Raw genomic sequence first — 15169 nt, 5'->3', positions numbered from 1 at the left:
GGAGCGACAATCAGAAAACGACGAAGAACTTGTCAGCGACAATCAGCATGATAACTTGAGCCCGACCGCGACCTAAGAATCTCATCCAGATTGTCGCCAGCGTCTCATCCTGATCGCCGCGCTATACGTCATCGCCAAACATCGAGATAAGCCCCTACCGCTCTGTTCGGACCGGCCACTGGCTGAAGATCAAGTGCGTGCAGAGCAAGAGTTTCATGATCGTCGGCTACGAGCAGTCGGCGGTTGCCCAAGGTGGGATTGGCAGCCTCCTGCTGGCGGCTTGCCGGGACCACGATTGGGTCTATGTCGGCGCCGTCGGCGCGGGCTTCAAGGAAAAGGATGCAGCCTACCTGAAGAAGACGCTCGACACACTGAAGACACGGACACCAGCCGTGCCGCCTAAAGGCAAGAACTACGTTTACGCGCAGCCGACCTTGATCGCGGAAATTGAATTCCGCGGCTGGACCGACGACGGTAATTGGCGACACGCATCTTACAAAGGGTTGCGCGAGATCCAGGACAATGCCGCTGTTTATGACCTCAACTGAGCAAAGGGTTTCAGTGCGTCGGCGAGGTCTTAAATTTTTTCGGCTGGTGCTCTTGAATCCTAAATTCTCAAAAACCAAATCGATTGCCGCCAACCGCTGATAAAGGGCTGGCCTTGCTGGGAGCGCCGCCTTTCGGCGCCTCCGTACCCATGTTGCTTCAAGGAGGATATGGCTATGGCAACATCTTACGACTACGCACCTCTCTTCCGCTCCAGCGTCGGCTTCGACCGGGTGTTCAATCTTCTCGAAAACGCTCAGCGCGCCCGTTCGATCAGCGACTGGCCGCCCTATGACATCGTCAAGATCGGTGATGATAGCTACCGGATTTCGATCGCGGTCGCAGGTTTTGCCCAGGATGATCTCGACATCACCTTCCAGTCCAATCTGCTGACGGTCACTGGCAAGAAGCAGGAGACGGCATCCGAAGGTTATCTGCATCGCGGCATTGCCGGCCGTCCGTTCGAACACCGGTTCGAGCTTGCCGACCATGTCAGGGTGAATGGTGCCGATTTGAACAATGGTCTTCTGTCGATCAATCTCGTTCGTGAGATCCCCGAGGCCTTGAAGCCGCGGAAGATCGACATCCAGACCCAGCCGGCCCTCGTGCAGTCGACCGCGCCGGTGCAGATCGAAGCGCAAAAGGCCGCCTGACCGAAACTGCGGAGAAGGGGCGTCGCGCGCAGCGGCGCCCGTTAACATCACGGGTTGGGAAGGAGAGAGACAATGAAACCCGATATGTTCAGACAACCAGTTACCATCCTTGTCGGCCTTGGCTTCCCGGCTGAGGTCCGGAGCGTCATGGATGCCTACCGGCATCTTGCCGAATGGCCAGCATCGTTGCGTGACACGGCACACTCGATGGCGCTGAAAGCCTGTAGTGCGGCACTGCGCGGCGAGATCGAAGCGGAGACCGCGCGCGGCCTATTCGCCGCCTTCGCTGAAAAGCATGATCTGCTGGCGCCGGAGAATGATGCCATCGCGGCATCTCACCTTCGGCGGGACAAAGATCCACACGTTCGATAGAAAGGCCGACATGCACGAGATATTACAGCAGGCCGTGAGCAATGCCGCGGCGATTGGGCCGGCGGTCCTGCTTCAGGGGATGCAAATTGAGCGGCCGATCGATGTCGTAAAAGCGACTGCTCTCACCGCACACGACAAGCGGACCATCCTGGCGGCATGGGCCTCGGATCTCTACGCGGTCGATTCGAAGCTGTTGTTCCGCCATATTCCCGGAACACCGGAGTCGGTTTCCATCGATGAGGTTCAGGCTGCCCTCCAAGAACTTGATCGACGCTACGGCTTCTGATCTCTGGCTTCTCAGGCAGCCTGTTTCATCGACTGCGCCAACTGCTTGATGGTCTGCTCCAACGAACGCTGGCCATCGCAATAATCCTGCCAGGCGCTCGTATTTTGGAGCAGCGCCGGTACTGTGCGGTGAAGCGTTTCGGATCGAGATCGGTCTTCACCTGGGTCCGGGGAAACCTCGTGATAAAAACAACTAGTGCAGCTCGTTCGGTTTTGGTGCACTCGGAGTTGGGGCTACTTCTGGCGGATTTTGTCGTCTGCCTGGAGTCCAATATCCGATACGCTGTTCCGCCCAGATTTCGTCTCAATTCTCCCCTTAAGGTTGTTGATGTCCTTTTGGGACGTTCCCCACTCCGCGTCAAAAAACCATGTGTCGCCCTGCAACTCTGGATCGATGGCGGGTACAGCTTTCAGTCCAGCATCAATCTTTCCAATCGTTGTACCATCGGTAAATTCAACCCAAAACGAATTCATTCTTTCCTCCTGAAGATGAAAAATGCTTGCGGATACGGTCGAATGTCCGACCAGCCAAATAACGGTGACATACAATTTAAACGAGATCAATTATAAGTAGTAACCCGTGGTTAGACGGGGTCAGACAAGAGCAGTCCGGAATCGTACGAGCTTTAACAAAGGATGTATCAGGCTGTCACTTTAATGGCGCCAAATCATCGTATTAGGTGCCTATGCCGCCTGGACCAAAGCTCAGGAGTTCAATGTCGGCGCGTTAATTAAGCGCACTTATCTACGGCTGTTGCTTAATTAAATGAAATGCGCCTTGCTTAAATAAGGGGCGCGGTTGATATTGGATTCCGAATCCAAAAACCGCCTGGGTCGTTTCGTCGAGACGGTCGCTGCCAGTGAAACAGTGCGGGCGTTCGTCCCCCCACCATTGCCGCCCCGAGCCGGCGATTGATGTGCTTTCATTGCTAGAGCGCCTCAGCTTGGCTGAGCGAGTGCTAGGACGCCTGGATGGTATCACAATGCTGCTGCCGAGACAGGAGCTTTTTCTTTATATGTATGTAAGGAAGGAAGCCGTTCTTTCTTCGCAGATTGAAGGCACGCAGTCGACGCTTTCTGATCTCTTGCGGTTTGAGACCGAAGCTCAAGCCGGGCAGCCGGTTGATGATATCCGTGAAGTCTCCAACTATGTTGACGCCATGATGTATGGTCTACAGCGGCTGGAAACGTTGCCCATGTCGTTGCGTCTGATCCGTGAGATGCACGCCAGGCTCCTACACAGTGGGCGGGGAGGCACCAAGGATCCAGGAGAGTTCCGCCGCTCGCAAAATTGGATTGGTGGCACGCGCCCCCGGTAACGCACTCTTTGTACCGCCACCCGTTACTGAAATGGCCGGTTGCCTGGATGCGTTCGAGCGCTTCATGCACGACGACCAATCACGGTTACCGGCGCTAATCAAAGCTGGCCTGCTGCACGTGCAGTTTGAAACGATCCATCCGTTCCTCGATGGCAATGGTCGTATTGGCCGGCTGCTCGTGACCCTATATCTTTGCATGAACGGGGTTTTGCGAAAGCCGCTGCTCTACCTCAGCCTTTATCTGAAGTCCCATCGGAGAGAATACTATCGGTTATTGCAAGACGTCCGTGAGCATGGAAACTGGGAAGCCTGGCTGGACTTTTTCCTGGCCGGCGTTGCCGACACTGCCAATCAAGCCTTTGAGGCAGCGACACAGATCGTCGATCTTTTCAAGGAAGATCGCGAGCGGATCACCATGGAGAGTGATAGAGCAGGGTCGGCCCTTCGTATTCACGAGCTTTTCCAGCAGAATCCTTTTCACACAGCGAACCAGATTGTTCAGGTGACGGGTCTTTCCGCGCCAACGGTCAATGCCGCACTTGCTGATCTGGAGCGTTTGGGCATCGTTGATGAGGTTACCGGACGCAAGCGTGGCCGGGTGTTCAGCTATCAGCGATATCTCGCAATTCTGAGCGAAGGCACCGATCCCTTGCCTCTCAATTCATGACAAATAGGTGGGCCAAAGGTTCGATTTCGTTGAGGCGAAGACGCTGGCCAGAAATTCGCTTGAGCCACGAGCGGCACGCAATGACCGCTTTGCGCCGACAGGAGACGTTGCGGCAGCCGGCTTCTTTTACTACGGTTTGTGGGCACCAAAGAGCACAAAGGGGACAGAAGATCAGCGCCATCAAACTAGCTGCGTTTGACGTAGACGGAACCATTCTGCGGGGCGAAAATATCTGCGGCTGTATTGCCAGGAAACTAGGCCGTACGGTTGAAATGGACACTTTCGAGCTTCTCCGCTCGCGAGATGAAATTGCCGCTGGACGCGAAACAATGTTGGAGTGGTATGCCCCCTTTGACCGGGCTGCCCTGATCGGACATCTGTCGGAGCTTCGTCTAGCTCCGGGTGTCAAAGAAGGGTTTGCGCGCCTCAAAGATGCCGGAGTCAAGATCGCCCTTGTGTCCATCACTTGGGAATTCGCTGTCGGCTGGTTCGCCTCAGAACTGGGTGCAGATTACGCCGCCGGTACCGGCTGGCAAGAGAAAGGGACCATCGATCATTTCTGGCCGGAAGATAAAGCCAGCTATTTGAACTCCCTGATTGCCGAATTGGGTATCGACAGGGATGCCGTCGCGGCGGCGGGGGATTCGCACGGAGATATCCCTATGCTCAATCTCGCCTCCCGAAGCTATTTCGTGGGCGAGCACCTGCCGTCCGAATTAAGCCATGCAAAGCACCTGCACAATGCGAATATCGAGGAAATTGTCTCAGATATGCTGGCATGATCGGCCGATGTAGATTACCGCTTTCGGCCCCAAAACAGACATTCTCCAAAGGCCAAGTCTTTGGTGCGCCTTAAAGTCCCAAGCAGGGGAACCTGTGCCGACGGTTCAGATCTCTTCAAGAACTAAAACTCATTATTTTTACTGAGGTAGATAGGCATCGGCCCCTTAGCGATGATGTCTTCTTCGCTGAGGGTCCAGTGCCAGTGCGAATAGAGCACGAAGCGGTCACGCGGAAGCCCGGCATCCTTCGTCAGGTGGCGGTGGATTGCGCTGAATGCTTTGTGTTCACATCCACCCCAGAAGAAGACGTTCGTTGGGCGTTCCGGCCATCGAATGGCGCGGATTGCGTCCTGAAGCAGCGTCGTTGTGCCCGCGGCCTTGCCGTTGTGATACGACCATTGGATCCAAACGCTGCTGGAACAGGAAAGCGGCAGTTCGTCGGCACATGTATCGACCTCAATGAAGGCATGGCCGGCTGCCGTCGCGGGTAGATATTCGAGAATTCTGGCACGTCGCCGGCGTCCAGTTGGACATTCATAGGAAGAAGTTCTGCTTAATGGAGACGATGAAAATGAGTTTTATGGCGAGTTATATAGATGTGCCCGAGTTTGGTCGAATCCTGCTCGGTTGGGCGTTTGTCCCCGTCCTCTTCTTGATTGCAATAAAGTGGACTGTGCAACTTCTGAAAAACACGCACATAGTCGACGCCAGAATTTGGGCAGCGATGCAGTTTCACAGTTGCTTTGTCCTGCCAGACGTTGAGCCACTTGGCCGGAAGGGAAACTTCTTTTGTTCATGGGCTGTACGCATAGTGACTGATCTGGTGGGATCAGCCGCCTGGATTATAGCGTCGTCTCTATTGGTTGAGGCATTTGTTGCTTCTGGGGAGATTTCTTGGAGATTTTTGGGCCTTGCCGTTTTCTATTTTCTGTTGGGTTGTGGCCTGATGGTACAAGGTCGGAAGGAACAGAAGCTAATACGTGGCGACAACCATAGCGCTCCGCTCGATATCGCCGGCTGACGGTACTCCGCCGATCATGGTCTGTCAGCGATTTTTGGGCGGCTCTGGCATCCGGAAACAGGCTTGTCACTAGTGAGTGCAATCGCTCGGCGTCTGCTTTAGCCGGCGCTGAGCCGCTTGCGCCCAATTTCGGGCATAACTGTACTGGCAATTCGTACTGTCCAATTGGTTAGTGGGCCAATTTGCTTCTCTCGGATACCCATCCTAATGAATGCGGGGTACCACTGGAGTTTCAAGAAACCGGCGTTGGAAAGTTTTTGCGACAAGCACACCCAGTCCAAATCCGGATATTAATCTTGCCACTAAAAGGTCAGGCAATGAATAGGACACCAGCCAATAAAAAGTGCCAAATGCCAGGAACGATGTCGCGACGAGGATAAGGTGGCCGTCGGTGGCCGGACGACGAAAAGCCACAAAAAGAAAGCCAGCAACAGACCCCACCAGGCACGGGGCAAACTGGCCGAGAATTATTGTTGGCTTCGCTGTAAGCAAATCCAGCAGGCAAAAGATGAAAGCCAGCAATCCTGTGCCGACCAGCTGCAAAACAATGGCTCCAATGAGGCGTATTCGGCAGGAGTATTTGGGTTTTGAATAACGGAAAAACCGGACCAAGACGCTCTCCATTCAAATGGGTTAAGACCGCCTTGAAATCCCTACAACCTCAATTGAAGTTGAGGTCAAGGGGCAATGGCACGAGATTTAACGATTAGGCAGGATGGGAGCCCCTGTCTCCGGTAGTAGATGCATCACTGCGTCCGCCACGAAGTGTGGAGCGATGACTGCTCGCGAAGACTAGGCCTTAAGCGGTAGCTGAGCTAGGGCAGGCAAGCTATGTTGAGGCAAACGTCGCCGATTTCTGCAAATCTTGTTCCGGCCCCAACTTTGGTAAAAAGACGGTCAGCTTCTGCGGGAAAGGTAACCGTCGATGGATTTCGCACGGCGAGACGCTTTTCATTTCGCAATGACGCAATGGCAAGGGACAAGAACCATCTCCTGAGACCCACGCGCTGGGAAGTGCGTGAACAACCGCTGTCCAATTACAGCACGAGGGTGATATCGACACGCGCGGCAAACGTAGCGACCTGCCGCATTTCTCCAACGTCCGAGTAGATCGGGACATTGCTGATCCCATGCAGATCGGTTTCGGCGACGCGATCTCCGAACAAGATTATGGCCTGCTGTGGATCGCAGCGCTTCGAGGTCCAGATGAGACCGTCTACGTCCGGCCTGCTTTGATGAATGGCCAGCGCCCATTGAGCAGTGATGTGATAATCAGCGGCCGTCGTGTCGATGAGGTCGGCCCTGCTCACGCTCCACTTGGCCAGATCAGGAGCAAAAAGCGGAACCAGAACGAGATCGCGCTTCAACTCGATGAGCGAATGGGCGAGCGGTTTGATATTGTCGACGCCGACGGTCTTGTTCGGCTCGTCAATCGGCACGTCGTGAAAAATCGTCTCGTGAACCGCGCACTCGTAGTCGGTCGCGAGATATTGCGTCGGGATTGGATCGGTGCCCAGGAATAGCGGCGCGAACCGGCTCGGACGACCCTTTCCAGGGTTGAAAGAGCAGCTTTCAAAACGCTGATCATGAACCCTGTGGAATCTCGTCCCCGCCTTGATCTCGTGTGAGTTCGAGGCGGGGAAGGGTGATGGCGGCGGGGAAATCATCCGGCGATATTTTCCGCCTCACGGGCGGCGGCCGACACCACCACATCGCCGTCTTTCAGGACGTCGACCGGACGCTTGCCGGCAAGCCATCCATTCGGCGAGGTAAACCAGAATGCCAATTGCCAGCCGGACTTTTTCTCACCAAGCAGGGTGAGCACTTTGGCGACAGCTTCAATCGGCTGACCTTCCTCAAACTGGAAGGCCGGGAAATACTCGACGCCGCCATGCCTGATCGAGAAGACCTTGCCTTTCATCTTCCAACGCGAGGCGGTCATGCTCTTGTTCTTGGAACCATGTCCGGCCACCTCCGCCAGATCTTTGCTGGTAAAGCTTGGCCACTCCCCAAAAAACCGGGCTCTAGCCTTCGCATTGCTGTCATAGAGCAGCCTCTCGACCTCGGCATTGGGAGGCGTGCGCATATAGACCGAAACCAGCGCGTCGATCGCGTCATCGGTCAGTTTGCTTTGCCGGGCTTCGAGGATGGCCGGGACATGCTCGACGATATCGCGGATGGTTTCCCGAACCGCCCGGTTTGGGGTGTCGACCAGCACGACCATCATGTCATCTACATCGGTTTCCGGCGTGGAGTGCATTGCACTCGCCATTGCCCTGCGAAGTTTCGCGCCGATGGAAGACACACGCTGTTTTCCTGTCAGCTTATGTTTCAGCGGGTGTCCACCGGCGTTCGACTTCTTCTCGCCGGAAGCCGAATCCATCTCAACCTGCAGCGCGTGGGCGAATTCAGCGCCATCATAGACGCGAAGACCATTGGTGGCAGCCATTTCGATGCTCCGGATATTTCGGTTATCTATTGTGCTATAACCTATATCACCAGAGGCTCGTTTTCAAGTACGGCCACTTTTGTGCCTTCAAAGGGCCAGCCAATGCGACAGCAAAAAAATAGGGCCACTGGTCAACCAGGGCCCTTTAAAATGTGAAGGTCAATAACCTCCAGAGGGGAACAGCTGACACGATGGCACTGGGAGAGACCATCAAGTGCGTCAGCTACGATCAAAATGCCTGCTATATGTGCAATGCGCAATCATTTATTGTGCATTGCAGCTATGCGATGGGCAAGATGTGCGCTTGCGCCGCGCCCGTGGCAAGACGTCCGATATCCTTCCGTGAGAAGGCCATCATCCTTTACCGTATGTCGCGGGTTTGCTCCTTCTCGATTGTACCGAGACCCGGTGTGTTCAAAAGCCCAATCCTGCTCTTGAGAGTCGCCGCCTGCGCTCGTGCTTTTGCGAGCGGTTGACTCGCTTCCATAGACGATTGTGTCGAAAAAAGTTAGTTTAATCGGAAAAGCACATTCAGCTTTCGAAGGCGCTCAGCTTTTTTAGAAGGTCTTCGGATATCTCGAACTGACGTGCGGTTCCCCGCCCCATGGAATTCGTGCCCATGGTTTCATTCAGCATTCCCCGCTTGACGAGAAGATCCACCGTCTCCTTTGCACCGCTTCGCGTCAATCCGGTAATTTCAACGACATTGGAAAGGGTTAGCTTCTGGTGGCCCTGGCTCATCGTGTAAAGGATCGTCATCATGCCGATCTCCTTCAGCCGCGCCTGTGGCGTTTCGTCTTCCAGTGGATGGTCGAGGATCTCGTGGAGGATCAGTCCGGAGAAGGCAAGGTTGTGCAATTGTGTCTTGAGCGCTCTTGTCATGTTATTTAACTGTGTTATATACGTTAGTAAAATTGCGTTGCGCTCCTGCCGGACATTGTTGCCGTAGCGCGCTGTCGTTGTTCCGGAGGGGCAAGTCCATGAAAAACCTTCTGCTGAATAGTCTGCTGTCTGTTTCCTTGATGCTGCCATCCTATCTGATTTCCGGCAGCAATGCGCGAGCTGATGACTGGGGTTGCCAGGTTATCCTGTGCCTTTCCAATCCCGGTGGTGCAACCCAGTTTGCGGAATGCCGGCCCCCGATCCAAAAACTCTGGCGCGCGCTTGCCAAGGGTCATTCGTTTCCGACCTGCAGCGGCGTCGGGTTTCACAGTTCCCGGCCCGGCTACGAGCCATATTATTGCAATGAAGGTTATCGCCTTTCGAGCAGCTACGGATCTCGCGGTGAACAGGCGACCTGCGTTTCAACCGCCCTCCAGCGGGTAGACGGCTCGCTTTGCTCTTCCGGCCGTGACAATGACGGCGGCAACTCCGGCTCGGTCCTGTCGGCACGGTGGCAGCGCCAGGACGGCCGGCTCCAGTGCATGGGTTATCCGATCACGCATCCCAACGTGCGATCGCAGCCGCACTATGTCGATGTCACCATTGATGGCGTCGGCAAGCAGCGCGTCTGGTATTGAGCGATGAGCGCCGCATTCGTCGATATCGCGCAGAGTTGCGCGCCGATGGTCCAGGTGGAAACGCTGGCCGCCGTCGTCAGCCTGGAGAGCAGGTTCCTTCCATTTAATATCCGTATCAATAGCGGAATGCCGCTTGCTGAGCGGCCCGCCAGCAAGGCCGAAGCGATTGAGGTGGCAACGTCCCTGATCGCCGACCACCAGGATATCCAGATCGGACTTGGCGGGATCGGTGTCGAGGAGCTTCGGAAACTGAACCTCTCCGTTTCTGACGCCTTCGATCCGTGTCTGAACCTCAAGGCAACCGCCACGCTTCTCGATGGCTATTACCGTCTCGCCTTGCGTTTCGGTGCTGGTCCCGCGCGGGCCGAAACGGTGATGCTCCAGTCCTGGTACGGGCGGGATGACCCTTCGGTCGGAGAAATGGTCCGGTATGACGAGCAGGTGCGCAACGAGGTGAGGCGCCTCTCCCCGAAACTTGCATCGCTCACGATTGGCGGACCGGCCGGGCCAATTGCCCACGAGGAGGCGGCCGAGGAACAGGCTCAAAACCAACTGGCACAGCCAGTCCCTGAACAAGTCACGCGAGCCGAAGAAACCGCATCATGGGACGTATTCCGTTCCAGACGGCTCTCTTCTGTTCTTGTTTTTCAGAATGACCGATCGGAGCAGAATGAATGATCTCCAGAACCAGCCTTCGTCCCCTTGCAGCGTCCGCGCTGATGGCCATTGCCATCGTTGCCTGCCTCGTTGAACCGGCTTTTGCCCAGTCCGCCGGCATCGAAACCGTGCTGCAGAACATCGTCACGATGCTCACCGGTAATATCGCCCGCCTGCTGGCGATCATCGCTGTGATCATCATCTGCATCGCATGGATGTTCGGTTACATGGATCTGAGAAAGGCCGGTTTCTGGATCATCGGTATCGGCGGCATTTTCGGGGCCACTGAACTGGTCAACACCATCGTCGGCGGTTGACATTCATGGCGAGCACTCCCGTCCTTGAGGAAGACACGCTGTTCCTGGCCTGCACCCGGCCGGCCATGATCGCCGGCGTGACCATAGAAGCGATGGGCATCAACATCATGCTGACCACCATCCTCTATATCACCGCGGGATCGATCGCCTATGCGCTCGTCGGCATCATCTTCCACCTCGTGTTCCGGGCGCTCGTCAAGCACGACCATAACATGTTCCGCATCCTGCTTGCCTGGATCGAGACCCGCGGCCGCTCCCGCAACGCCGCCTATTGGGGTGGCGCGACACTCTCGCCGTTGAAGCTTGTCCGGCGCTACGACGAAAGGGATATGAGCCTTGTCTAGACTTGCGACGCTGCGGTCCCGCGAGCTCGGGCCGGAGATATTCATCCCCTATGTGCGCCATGTCGATGAGACCACCATTGCGCTCGAGTCCCGTGCCCTGATAACCGTGCTCGTGCTCGAGGGCGTTTCCTTTGAAACCGCTGATGTTCTGGATCTCAACGGCCTGCATCGCAGCCTCAATACGCTCTATCGCAATATCGCCGACGAGCGGCTGGCGCTCTGGACGCATGTCATCCGCCAGCGTGATAACGATTATCCCGAAGGGCACTTCGCCAATCGTTTCTCCGATGGTCTCAATGCCAGATACCGTGAGCGAATGGTGCACGAGGATCTGTTCCGCAACGATCTTTATCTGAGCCTCGTCTGGTCTCCGAGCCGTGATCCTGCCGAGAAAGCCGCGAATCTTCTGTCCCGTCTGCGCAAGGCGCGCCGCTCCGGCATCGAGCTGGATGAAGCGGCGCTCAAGCACTTGCAGGACAAGGTGGTCGACGTTGTCGCCGGGCTGAAGCGCTTCGCGCCCCGCATCCTGTCGCTCCAGGAGCGCGACGGGATACTGTTCTCCGAGCCGAGCGAGTTTCTCCACCAGCTTGTCGGTGGGCGCCGTGAGCCGTTGCCCCTGACAGAGGGGCGGATTTCATCGGCGATCTATTCGGACCGGGTGATCTTTGGCCGCGAAACGGTCGAGATCCGTCACGAGGCCGAGACCCGCTATGCCGGAATGTTCGGCTTCAAGGAGTATCCGGCAACCACGCGCAGTGGCATGCTCGACGGTATCCTGACCGCGCCGTTTGAACTTGTCCTGACGCAGTCCTTTGCCTTTACGTCCAAGGCGGACGCCCGAACGATCATGGGCCGCAAGCAGAACCAGATGGTCAGCGCAGCCGACAAGGCCGCCTCACAGATCGAGGAGCTCGGTGATGCGATGGATGATCTCGAATCCAACCGTTTCGTGATGGGCGAGCATCATCTCGGGCTCGCCGTCTTCGCGCCGACCGTCAAGGAATTGACCGACCATATGGCGAAGGCACGTGCGCATCTGACCAGCGGCGGAGCGGTTGTCGCCCGCGAGGATCTCGGGCTCGAGGCTGCCTGGTGGGCGCAACTGCCGGGGAATCTCCGCTATCGCGCGCGCTCGGGTGCGATTACCTCGCGAAACTTCGCGGCTCTCTCGCCGTATCATTCCTACCCGACCGGCCAGAAGGACGGCAATGAATGGGGACCGGCGGTCGCCATGTTGAAGACCGCTTCCGGCTCACCGTTCTATTTCAGTTTCCATCACAGCGATCTCGGCAACACCTTTGTCTGCGGCCCGTCGGGTGCGGGCAAGACCGTGCTCCTCAACTTCATGCTTTCACAGCTCGAAAAGCATGATCCCCACATGGTGTTCTTCGACAAGGATCGGGGTGCAGACCTTTTCGTTCGTGCCGCCGGTGGCACCTATCTGCCGCTCAGGAATGGAGTGCCGACCGGCTGCGCGCCGCTGAAGGCACTTGATCTGACGCCAGAGAACAGGATATTTCTCGCTCGCTGGATCGGCAAGCTTGTGGGAGCGGCGACACGGGAACTGAATGTCAGCGAGCTGCGCGATATTGCTTCAGCCGTCGACGGTCTGGCGGACCTTCCCGTCGAGCGCCGCTCCATCGGCGCCCTGCGCACCTTCCTCAACAATACCGATCCCGAAGGCATCGCCTCGCGGCTGCGGCGATGGGAGAGGGGAGGGCCGCTCGGCTGGGTGTTCGACAACGATCTGGATGACATCGGGATCGGCGCCAGGTTCCTCGGCTATGACATGACCGATTTCCTCGACAACGAGGAAATCCGCACGCCGCTTATGGCCTATCTGTTCTACCGTATCGAGCAACTGATCGACGGGCGCCGCATCATCATCGTTATCGATGAGTTCTGGAAGGCGCTGGAGGACGAAGGCTTCCGCGATCTCGCCCAGAACAAGCTCAAGACGATCCGCAAGCAAAACGGTCTCATGCTGTTTGCGACCCAGAGCCCGCGTGACGCCATCGTCTCGCCGATCGCCCATACGATCATCGAACAATGCCCGACGCAGATTTTCCTGCCCAATCCGCGCGGCGACCACGCCGATTATGTCGACGGCTTCAAGCTCACCGAGCGCGAATTCGAATTGATCTCGCGCGAGCTTTCGGTCGAAAGCCGCCGCTTCATCGTCAAGCAGGGCCATAACAGCGTGGTTGCCGAACTCAATCTGAATGGTTTCGACGACGAACTCGCGATCCTGTCGGGCCGTACGGCAAATGTTGAACTGGCGGACACCATCCGCGCTGAACTCGGCGAAGAGGGCGGGGATTGGCTGACCGTGTTCCAGCAAAGAAGGAGGACTTCATGATCCGCAACGGCAGGACAGGGCTCGTTTTGGCAACCGTCACGCTGCTGGCGTCGGTCGGTCTCGCGGATGCCCAGGGCATTCCCGTTACCGATCAGGCGGCGATCGCCAAACAGATCGAGAGCATCGCCCAGCTTAAATCACAGCTCGATGCGCTGAACCAGCAGATTACGCAGGCGCAGCAGCTTTACGGCTCGCTGAACAAGATCACCAACATGGCCGATGTTGCCAGCATGCTGAACGATTCCTCTATCCGCAAAGCGCTCCCGCAGGACTTCAATGCCATCGAAAGCCTGTTTACGGGATCCGGGAGCGGTGTCTTCGGCGACTCCGCTGCGAAATTCCTTGAGGGCAATTCCACCTACCGCACCAGCGCGAACGATTTCTACGCGCAGGAACTCTCGCGCATCCAGAACAAGAACGCCGGACAAATGAGTCTCGGTCAGCAGATCTATGACGCTGCGACCAAGCGTATCGACGGCATCGATGAGCTTCGTCAAAAAATCTCCAGTGCCGCCGACGCCAAGGACATCGCCGATCTCCAGGCGCGCCTGCAGGCCGAATCCGCCTTCCTGCAAACCGACGTTCTGCGCATGCAGGGCCTGCAAATGGTGCAGCAGGCGCAGGTACAGGTCGATGACCAGCGCAAGGCCGAGGATTGGCGCCAACGCATGGACACCATGGGAGCGGCGCTCAAATGAGGTGGTTCATTTCTGGTGCGGCAGTGCTTCTTCTGTCGGCCTGCTCTCCGGAGAAGGTCTACACCGTCAACGAACTGGCCGCCGACGAGGCCTTGTTGACGAAAATCATCGGGGAATGCCGAAACAATCCCGGTGAGCTTCGCGACACAGCCAGTTGCCGCAACGCCGAAGCCGCCGACGGCAAGCTCCGTCTCGAGCGCATGCGCAAGTCGCTCGGAGGCTGACCAATGTATCAGGTGTTCAGCTTTGTCGACGGGCAGTTTAAGGCGCCACTCGAAAACTTCATTTCCACCGGCACCTCGAACATCGCCAACTGGGTCAGCGGTCCGCTTACGGCGGCGCTGACGCTCTATGTCGTGCTCTACGGCTATCTCGTACTGCGTGGCTCCGTGCAGGAGCCGATCCTGGAATTCGCCTTCCGCGCCATAAAACTCGCCATTATCGTCATGCTGGTACGCAACGCCAGCGACTACCAGACCTACGTCACCAACATCTTTTTCGACACCCTGCCGAAGGAGATTGCCGAGGCACTGAACTCCGGGACATCTCCGAGCGCCTCGACCTTCGATAGCCTGCTGGATAAGGGCCAGAAGTGCGCTTATGAGATCTGGTCCCGCGCCTCCTGGCCGGTCGATATCGTGACCGGCGTTGGCGGTATGCTGGTGATCGGCGCAAGCTTCCTCGTCGCGGCGATCGGCTACATTGTCTCGCTTTATGCCCGTCTGGCGCTCGCCATCATCCTCGCGATTGGGCCGATCTTCATCGCACTCGCCATGTTCCAGTCGACGCGCCGGTTCACAGAATCCTGGATTGGTCAGCTTGCGAACTTCGTCATCCTGCAGGTGCTGGTCGTTGCCATCGGCTCGCTGCTGATCACCTGCATCGACACGACCTTCACAGCAATCGAGGGTTATAGCGATGTTCTTATGCGTCCGATCGCGCTCTGCGCCATCTGCATCGCGGCTCTTTATGTCTTCTATCAATTGCCCGGCATTGCCTCGGCGCTCGCCGCCGGCGGCGCGTCACTGACCTATGGCTATGGCGCCGCCCGTGATGCGCACGAAAGCACGCTCGCCTGGGCGGCCTCGCACACAGTCAGGGCGGTCGGCCGCGGAACACGCGTTGTGGGCCGCCGGTTGACTGCGAACCGGGCGGAATGACCGCCTCGATATCAAGGACA

General features: G+C 56.9%; 19 protein-coding genes and 2 pseudogenes. 15 read left to right on the top strand and 6 right to left on the bottom strand.

Translation table 11 applies throughout. The features are described 5' to 3' along the window. Nucleotides 1-127: 127 nt before the first annotated feature. The 4 genes and pseudogenes from I3J13_RS20760 to I3J13_RS20745 form a co-directional block, all read left to right on the top strand. Nucleotides 128-548 (top strand): annotated as a pseudogene (locus I3J13_RS20760) (ATP dependent DNA ligase); the annotation flags it as partial. Nucleotides 549-722: 174 nt separating this feature from the next. Then, complete coding sequence (locus I3J13_RS20755; RefSeq protein ID WP_137454906.1) at nucleotides 723-1199, top strand: Hsp20 family protein; 477 nt, start codon at nucleotides 723-725, stop codon at nucleotides 1197-1199. A 72-nt stretch (nucleotides 1200-1271) separates the two neighbouring features. Continuing rightward, the gene (locus I3J13_RS20750) at nucleotides 1272-1571 is read left to right on the top strand and encodes a DUF982 domain-containing protein (protein ID WP_196380062.1); all 300 of its coding nucleotides are present in this window, start codon (nucleotides 1272-1274) and stop codon (nucleotides 1569-1571) included. A gap of 10 nt (nucleotides 1572-1581) precedes the next feature. After that, nucleotides 1582-1857, top strand: coding sequence for a hypothetical protein (locus I3J13_RS20745; protein ID WP_196380061.1), 276 nt, complete (start codon nucleotides 1582-1584; stop codon nucleotides 1855-1857). 233 nt (nucleotides 1858-2090) lie between these two features. Here I3J13_RS20745 and I3J13_RS20740 read toward each other — a convergent pair whose 3' ends face one another. Continuing rightward, entirely contained in the window at nucleotides 2091-2330 is a 240-nt protein-coding gene (locus I3J13_RS20740; protein WP_099086614.1) for a hypothetical protein, read from the bottom strand. A 328-nt stretch (nucleotides 2331-2658) separates the two neighbouring features. Here I3J13_RS20740 and I3J13_RS20735 point away from each other — a divergent pair. Together I3J13_RS20735 and I3J13_RS20730 are read left to right on the top strand one after the other, a co-directional pair. Further along, nucleotides 2659-3842, top strand: a pseudogene (locus tag I3J13_RS20735) (Fic family protein). A gap of 80 nt (nucleotides 3843-3922) precedes the next feature. Further along, on the top strand, nucleotides 3923-4624 hold the full coding sequence (locus tag I3J13_RS20730; protein WP_196380060.1) for an HAD family hydrolase: 702 nt from the start codon (nucleotides 3923-3925) through the stop codon (nucleotides 4622-4624). Nucleotides 4625-4746: 122 nt separating this feature from the next. Here the strand turns inward: I3J13_RS20730 and I3J13_RS20725 are convergent, their stop codons facing one another. Further along, on the bottom strand, nucleotides 4747-5085 hold the full coding sequence (locus tag I3J13_RS20725; RefSeq protein ID WP_420867948.1) for an SIP domain-containing protein: 339 nt from the start codon (nucleotides 5083-5085) through the stop codon (nucleotides 4747-4749). A gap of 95 nt (nucleotides 5086-5180) precedes the next feature. Between I3J13_RS20725 and I3J13_RS20720 the strand changes: the two genes are divergently transcribed. After that, nucleotides 5181-5645: a hypothetical protein gene (locus I3J13_RS20720; RefSeq protein WP_174033845.1), complete on the top strand. Its 465-nt coding sequence runs from the start codon at nucleotides 5181-5183 to the stop codon at nucleotides 5643-5645. Nucleotides 5646-5849: 204 nt separating this feature from the next. Here the strand turns inward: I3J13_RS20720 and I3J13_RS20715 are convergent, their stop codons facing one another. From I3J13_RS20715 to I3J13_RS20700, 4 genes are all read right to left on the bottom strand, one after another. Next, nucleotides 5850-6257, bottom strand: coding sequence for a hypothetical protein (locus I3J13_RS20715; RefSeq protein WP_174033847.1), 408 nt, complete (start codon nucleotides 6255-6257; stop codon nucleotides 5850-5852). A 425-nt stretch (nucleotides 6258-6682) separates the two neighbouring features. Continuing rightward, nucleotides 6683-7312, bottom strand: coding sequence for an RES family NAD+ phosphorylase (locus I3J13_RS20710; protein WP_174023273.1), 630 nt, complete (start codon nucleotides 7310-7312; stop codon nucleotides 6683-6685). Next, nucleotides 7309-8094 (bottom strand): hypothetical protein, encoded by a 786-nt coding sequence (locus tag I3J13_RS20705; RefSeq protein WP_107327868.1) that lies wholly within the window; start codon nucleotides 8092-8094, stop codon nucleotides 7309-7311. Before I3J13_RS20705 ends, I3J13_RS20710 begins: the two co-directional genes overlap by 4 nt. 531 nt (nucleotides 8095-8625) lie before the next feature. Next, nucleotides 8626-8976: a MarR family transcriptional regulator gene (locus I3J13_RS20700; protein WP_107327867.1), complete on the bottom strand. Its 351-nt coding sequence runs from the start codon at nucleotides 8974-8976 to the stop codon at nucleotides 8626-8628. 98 nt (nucleotides 8977-9074) lie between these two features. On the opposite strand from I3J13_RS20700, the gene I3J13_RS20695 reads away from it, so the two are divergent. Genes I3J13_RS20695 through I3J13_RS20660 form a run of 8 tightly spaced genes read left to right on the top strand, consistent with a single transcriptional unit; the run spans nucleotide 9075 to nucleotide 15149 of the window. After that, nucleotides 9075-9614 carry a hypothetical protein gene (locus tag I3J13_RS20695; RefSeq protein WP_174023271.1) on the top strand — a complete coding sequence of 180 codons (540 nt, stop codon included), beginning with the start codon at nucleotides 9075-9077 and terminating at the stop codon, nucleotides 9612-9614. Between the two features lie 3 nt (nucleotides 9615-9617). Continuing rightward, nucleotides 9618-10292: a lysozyme family protein gene (locus I3J13_RS20690; protein ID WP_196380059.1), complete on the top strand. Its 675-nt coding sequence runs from the start codon at nucleotides 9618-9620 to the stop codon at nucleotides 10290-10292. Continuing rightward, complete coding sequence (locus I3J13_RS20685; RefSeq protein WP_113082100.1) at nucleotides 10289-10588, top strand: TrbC/VirB2 family protein; 300 nt, start codon at nucleotides 10289-10291, stop codon at nucleotides 10586-10588. Before I3J13_RS20690 ends, I3J13_RS20685 begins: the two co-directional genes overlap by 4 nt. Nucleotides 10589-10593: 5 nt before the next feature. After that, nucleotides 10594-10932 (top strand): VirB3 family type IV secretion system protein, encoded by a 339-nt coding sequence (locus tag I3J13_RS20680; RefSeq protein WP_196380058.1) that lies wholly within the window; start codon nucleotides 10594-10596, stop codon nucleotides 10930-10932. Next, complete coding sequence (locus I3J13_RS20675) at nucleotides 10925-13291, top strand: VirB4 family type IV secretion/conjugal transfer ATPase (RefSeq protein ID WP_196380057.1); 2367 nt, start codon at nucleotides 10925-10927, stop codon at nucleotides 13289-13291. The genes I3J13_RS20680 and I3J13_RS20675 overlap by 8 nt, the downstream gene beginning before the upstream one ends. Then, complete coding sequence (gene virB5 / locus I3J13_RS20670; protein ID WP_174028574.1) at nucleotides 13288-13989, top strand: P-type DNA transfer protein VirB5; 702 nt, start codon at nucleotides 13288-13290, stop codon at nucleotides 13987-13989. The genes I3J13_RS20675 and virB5 overlap by 4 nt, the downstream gene beginning before the upstream one ends. Then, nucleotides 13986-14213: an EexN family lipoprotein gene (locus I3J13_RS20665; protein WP_174028575.1), complete on the top strand. Its 228-nt coding sequence runs from the start codon at nucleotides 13986-13988 to the stop codon at nucleotides 14211-14213. The genes virB5 and I3J13_RS20665 overlap by 4 nt, the downstream gene beginning before the upstream one ends. Nucleotides 14214-14216: 3 nt before the next feature. Next, the gene (locus I3J13_RS20660; protein WP_196380056.1) at nucleotides 14217-15149 is read left to right on the top strand and encodes a TrbL/VirB6 family protein; all 933 of its coding nucleotides are present in this window, start codon (nucleotides 14217-14219) and stop codon (nucleotides 15147-15149) included. The last annotated feature ends 20 nt before the right edge of the window (nucleotides 15150-15169 follow it).

The sequence above is a fragment of the Agrobacterium leguminum genome, from assembly GCF_015704895.1.
GTDB lineage: Bacteria > Pseudomonadota > Alphaproteobacteria > Rhizobiales > Rhizobiaceae > Agrobacterium > Agrobacterium leguminum.
Note: the sequence above shows the minus strand (reverse complement) of the source record. Positions and strands in the feature narration are given on the sequence as shown.

Bases quoted from the DNA above. Each gene is read 5' to 3' on its own strand.
- I3J13_RS20665 (WP_174028575.1), top strand. From the start codon at position 13,986: ATGAGGTGGTTCATTTCTGGTGCGGCAGTGCTTCTTCTGTCGGCCTGC.
- I3J13_RS20710 (WP_174023273.1), bottom strand. From the start codon at position 7,312: ATGATTTCCCCGCCGCCATCACCCTTCCCCGCCTCGAACTCACACGAG.
- I3J13_RS20660 (WP_196380056.1), top strand. From the start codon at position 14,217: ATGTATCAGGTGTTCAGCTTTGTCGACGGGCAGTTTAAGGCGCCACTC.
- I3J13_RS20745 (WP_196380061.1), top strand. From the start codon at position 1,582: ATGCACGAGATATTACAGCAGGCCGTGAGCAATGCCGCGGCGATTGGG.
- I3J13_RS20690 (WP_196380059.1), top strand. From the start codon at position 9,618: ATGAGCGCCGCATTCGTCGATATCGCGCAGAGTTGCGCGCCGATGGTC.
- I3J13_RS20740 (WP_099086614.1), bottom strand. From the start codon at position 2,330: ATGAATTCGTTTTGGGTTGAATTTACCGATGGTACAACGATTGGAAAG.
- I3J13_RS20685 (WP_113082100.1), top strand. From the start codon at position 10,289: ATGATCTCCAGAACCAGCCTTCGTCCCCTTGCAGCGTCCGCGCTGATG.
- I3J13_RS20750 (WP_196380062.1), top strand. From the start codon at position 1,272: ATGAAACCCGATATGTTCAGACAACCAGTTACCATCCTTGTCGGCCTT.
- I3J13_RS20695 (WP_174023271.1), top strand. From the start codon at position 9,075: ATGAAAAACCTTCTGCTGAATAGTCTGCTGTCTGTTTCCTTGATGCTG.
- virB5 (WP_174028574.1), top strand. From the start codon at position 13,288: ATGATCCGCAACGGCAGGACAGGGCTCGTTTTGGCAACCGTCACGCTG.
- I3J13_RS20700 (WP_107327867.1), bottom strand. From the start codon at position 8,976: ATGACAAGAGCGCTCAAGACACAATTGCACAACCTTGCCTTCTCCGGA.
- I3J13_RS20680 (WP_196380058.1), top strand. From the start codon at position 10,594: ATGGCGAGCACTCCCGTCCTTGAGGAAGACACGCTGTTCCTGGCCTGC.
- I3J13_RS20755 (WP_137454906.1), top strand. From the start codon at position 723: ATGGCAACATCTTACGACTACGCACCTCTCTTCCGCTCCAGCGTCGGC.
- I3J13_RS20705 (WP_107327868.1), bottom strand. From the start codon at position 8,094: ATGGCTGCCACCAATGGTCTTCGCGTCTATGATGGCGCTGAATTCGCC.
- I3J13_RS20730 (WP_196380060.1), top strand. From the start codon at position 3,923: ATGACCGCTTTGCGCCGACAGGAGACGTTGCGGCAGCCGGCTTCTTTT.
- I3J13_RS20720 (WP_174033845.1), top strand. From the start codon at position 5,181: ATGGAGACGATGAAAATGAGTTTTATGGCGAGTTATATAGATGTGCCC.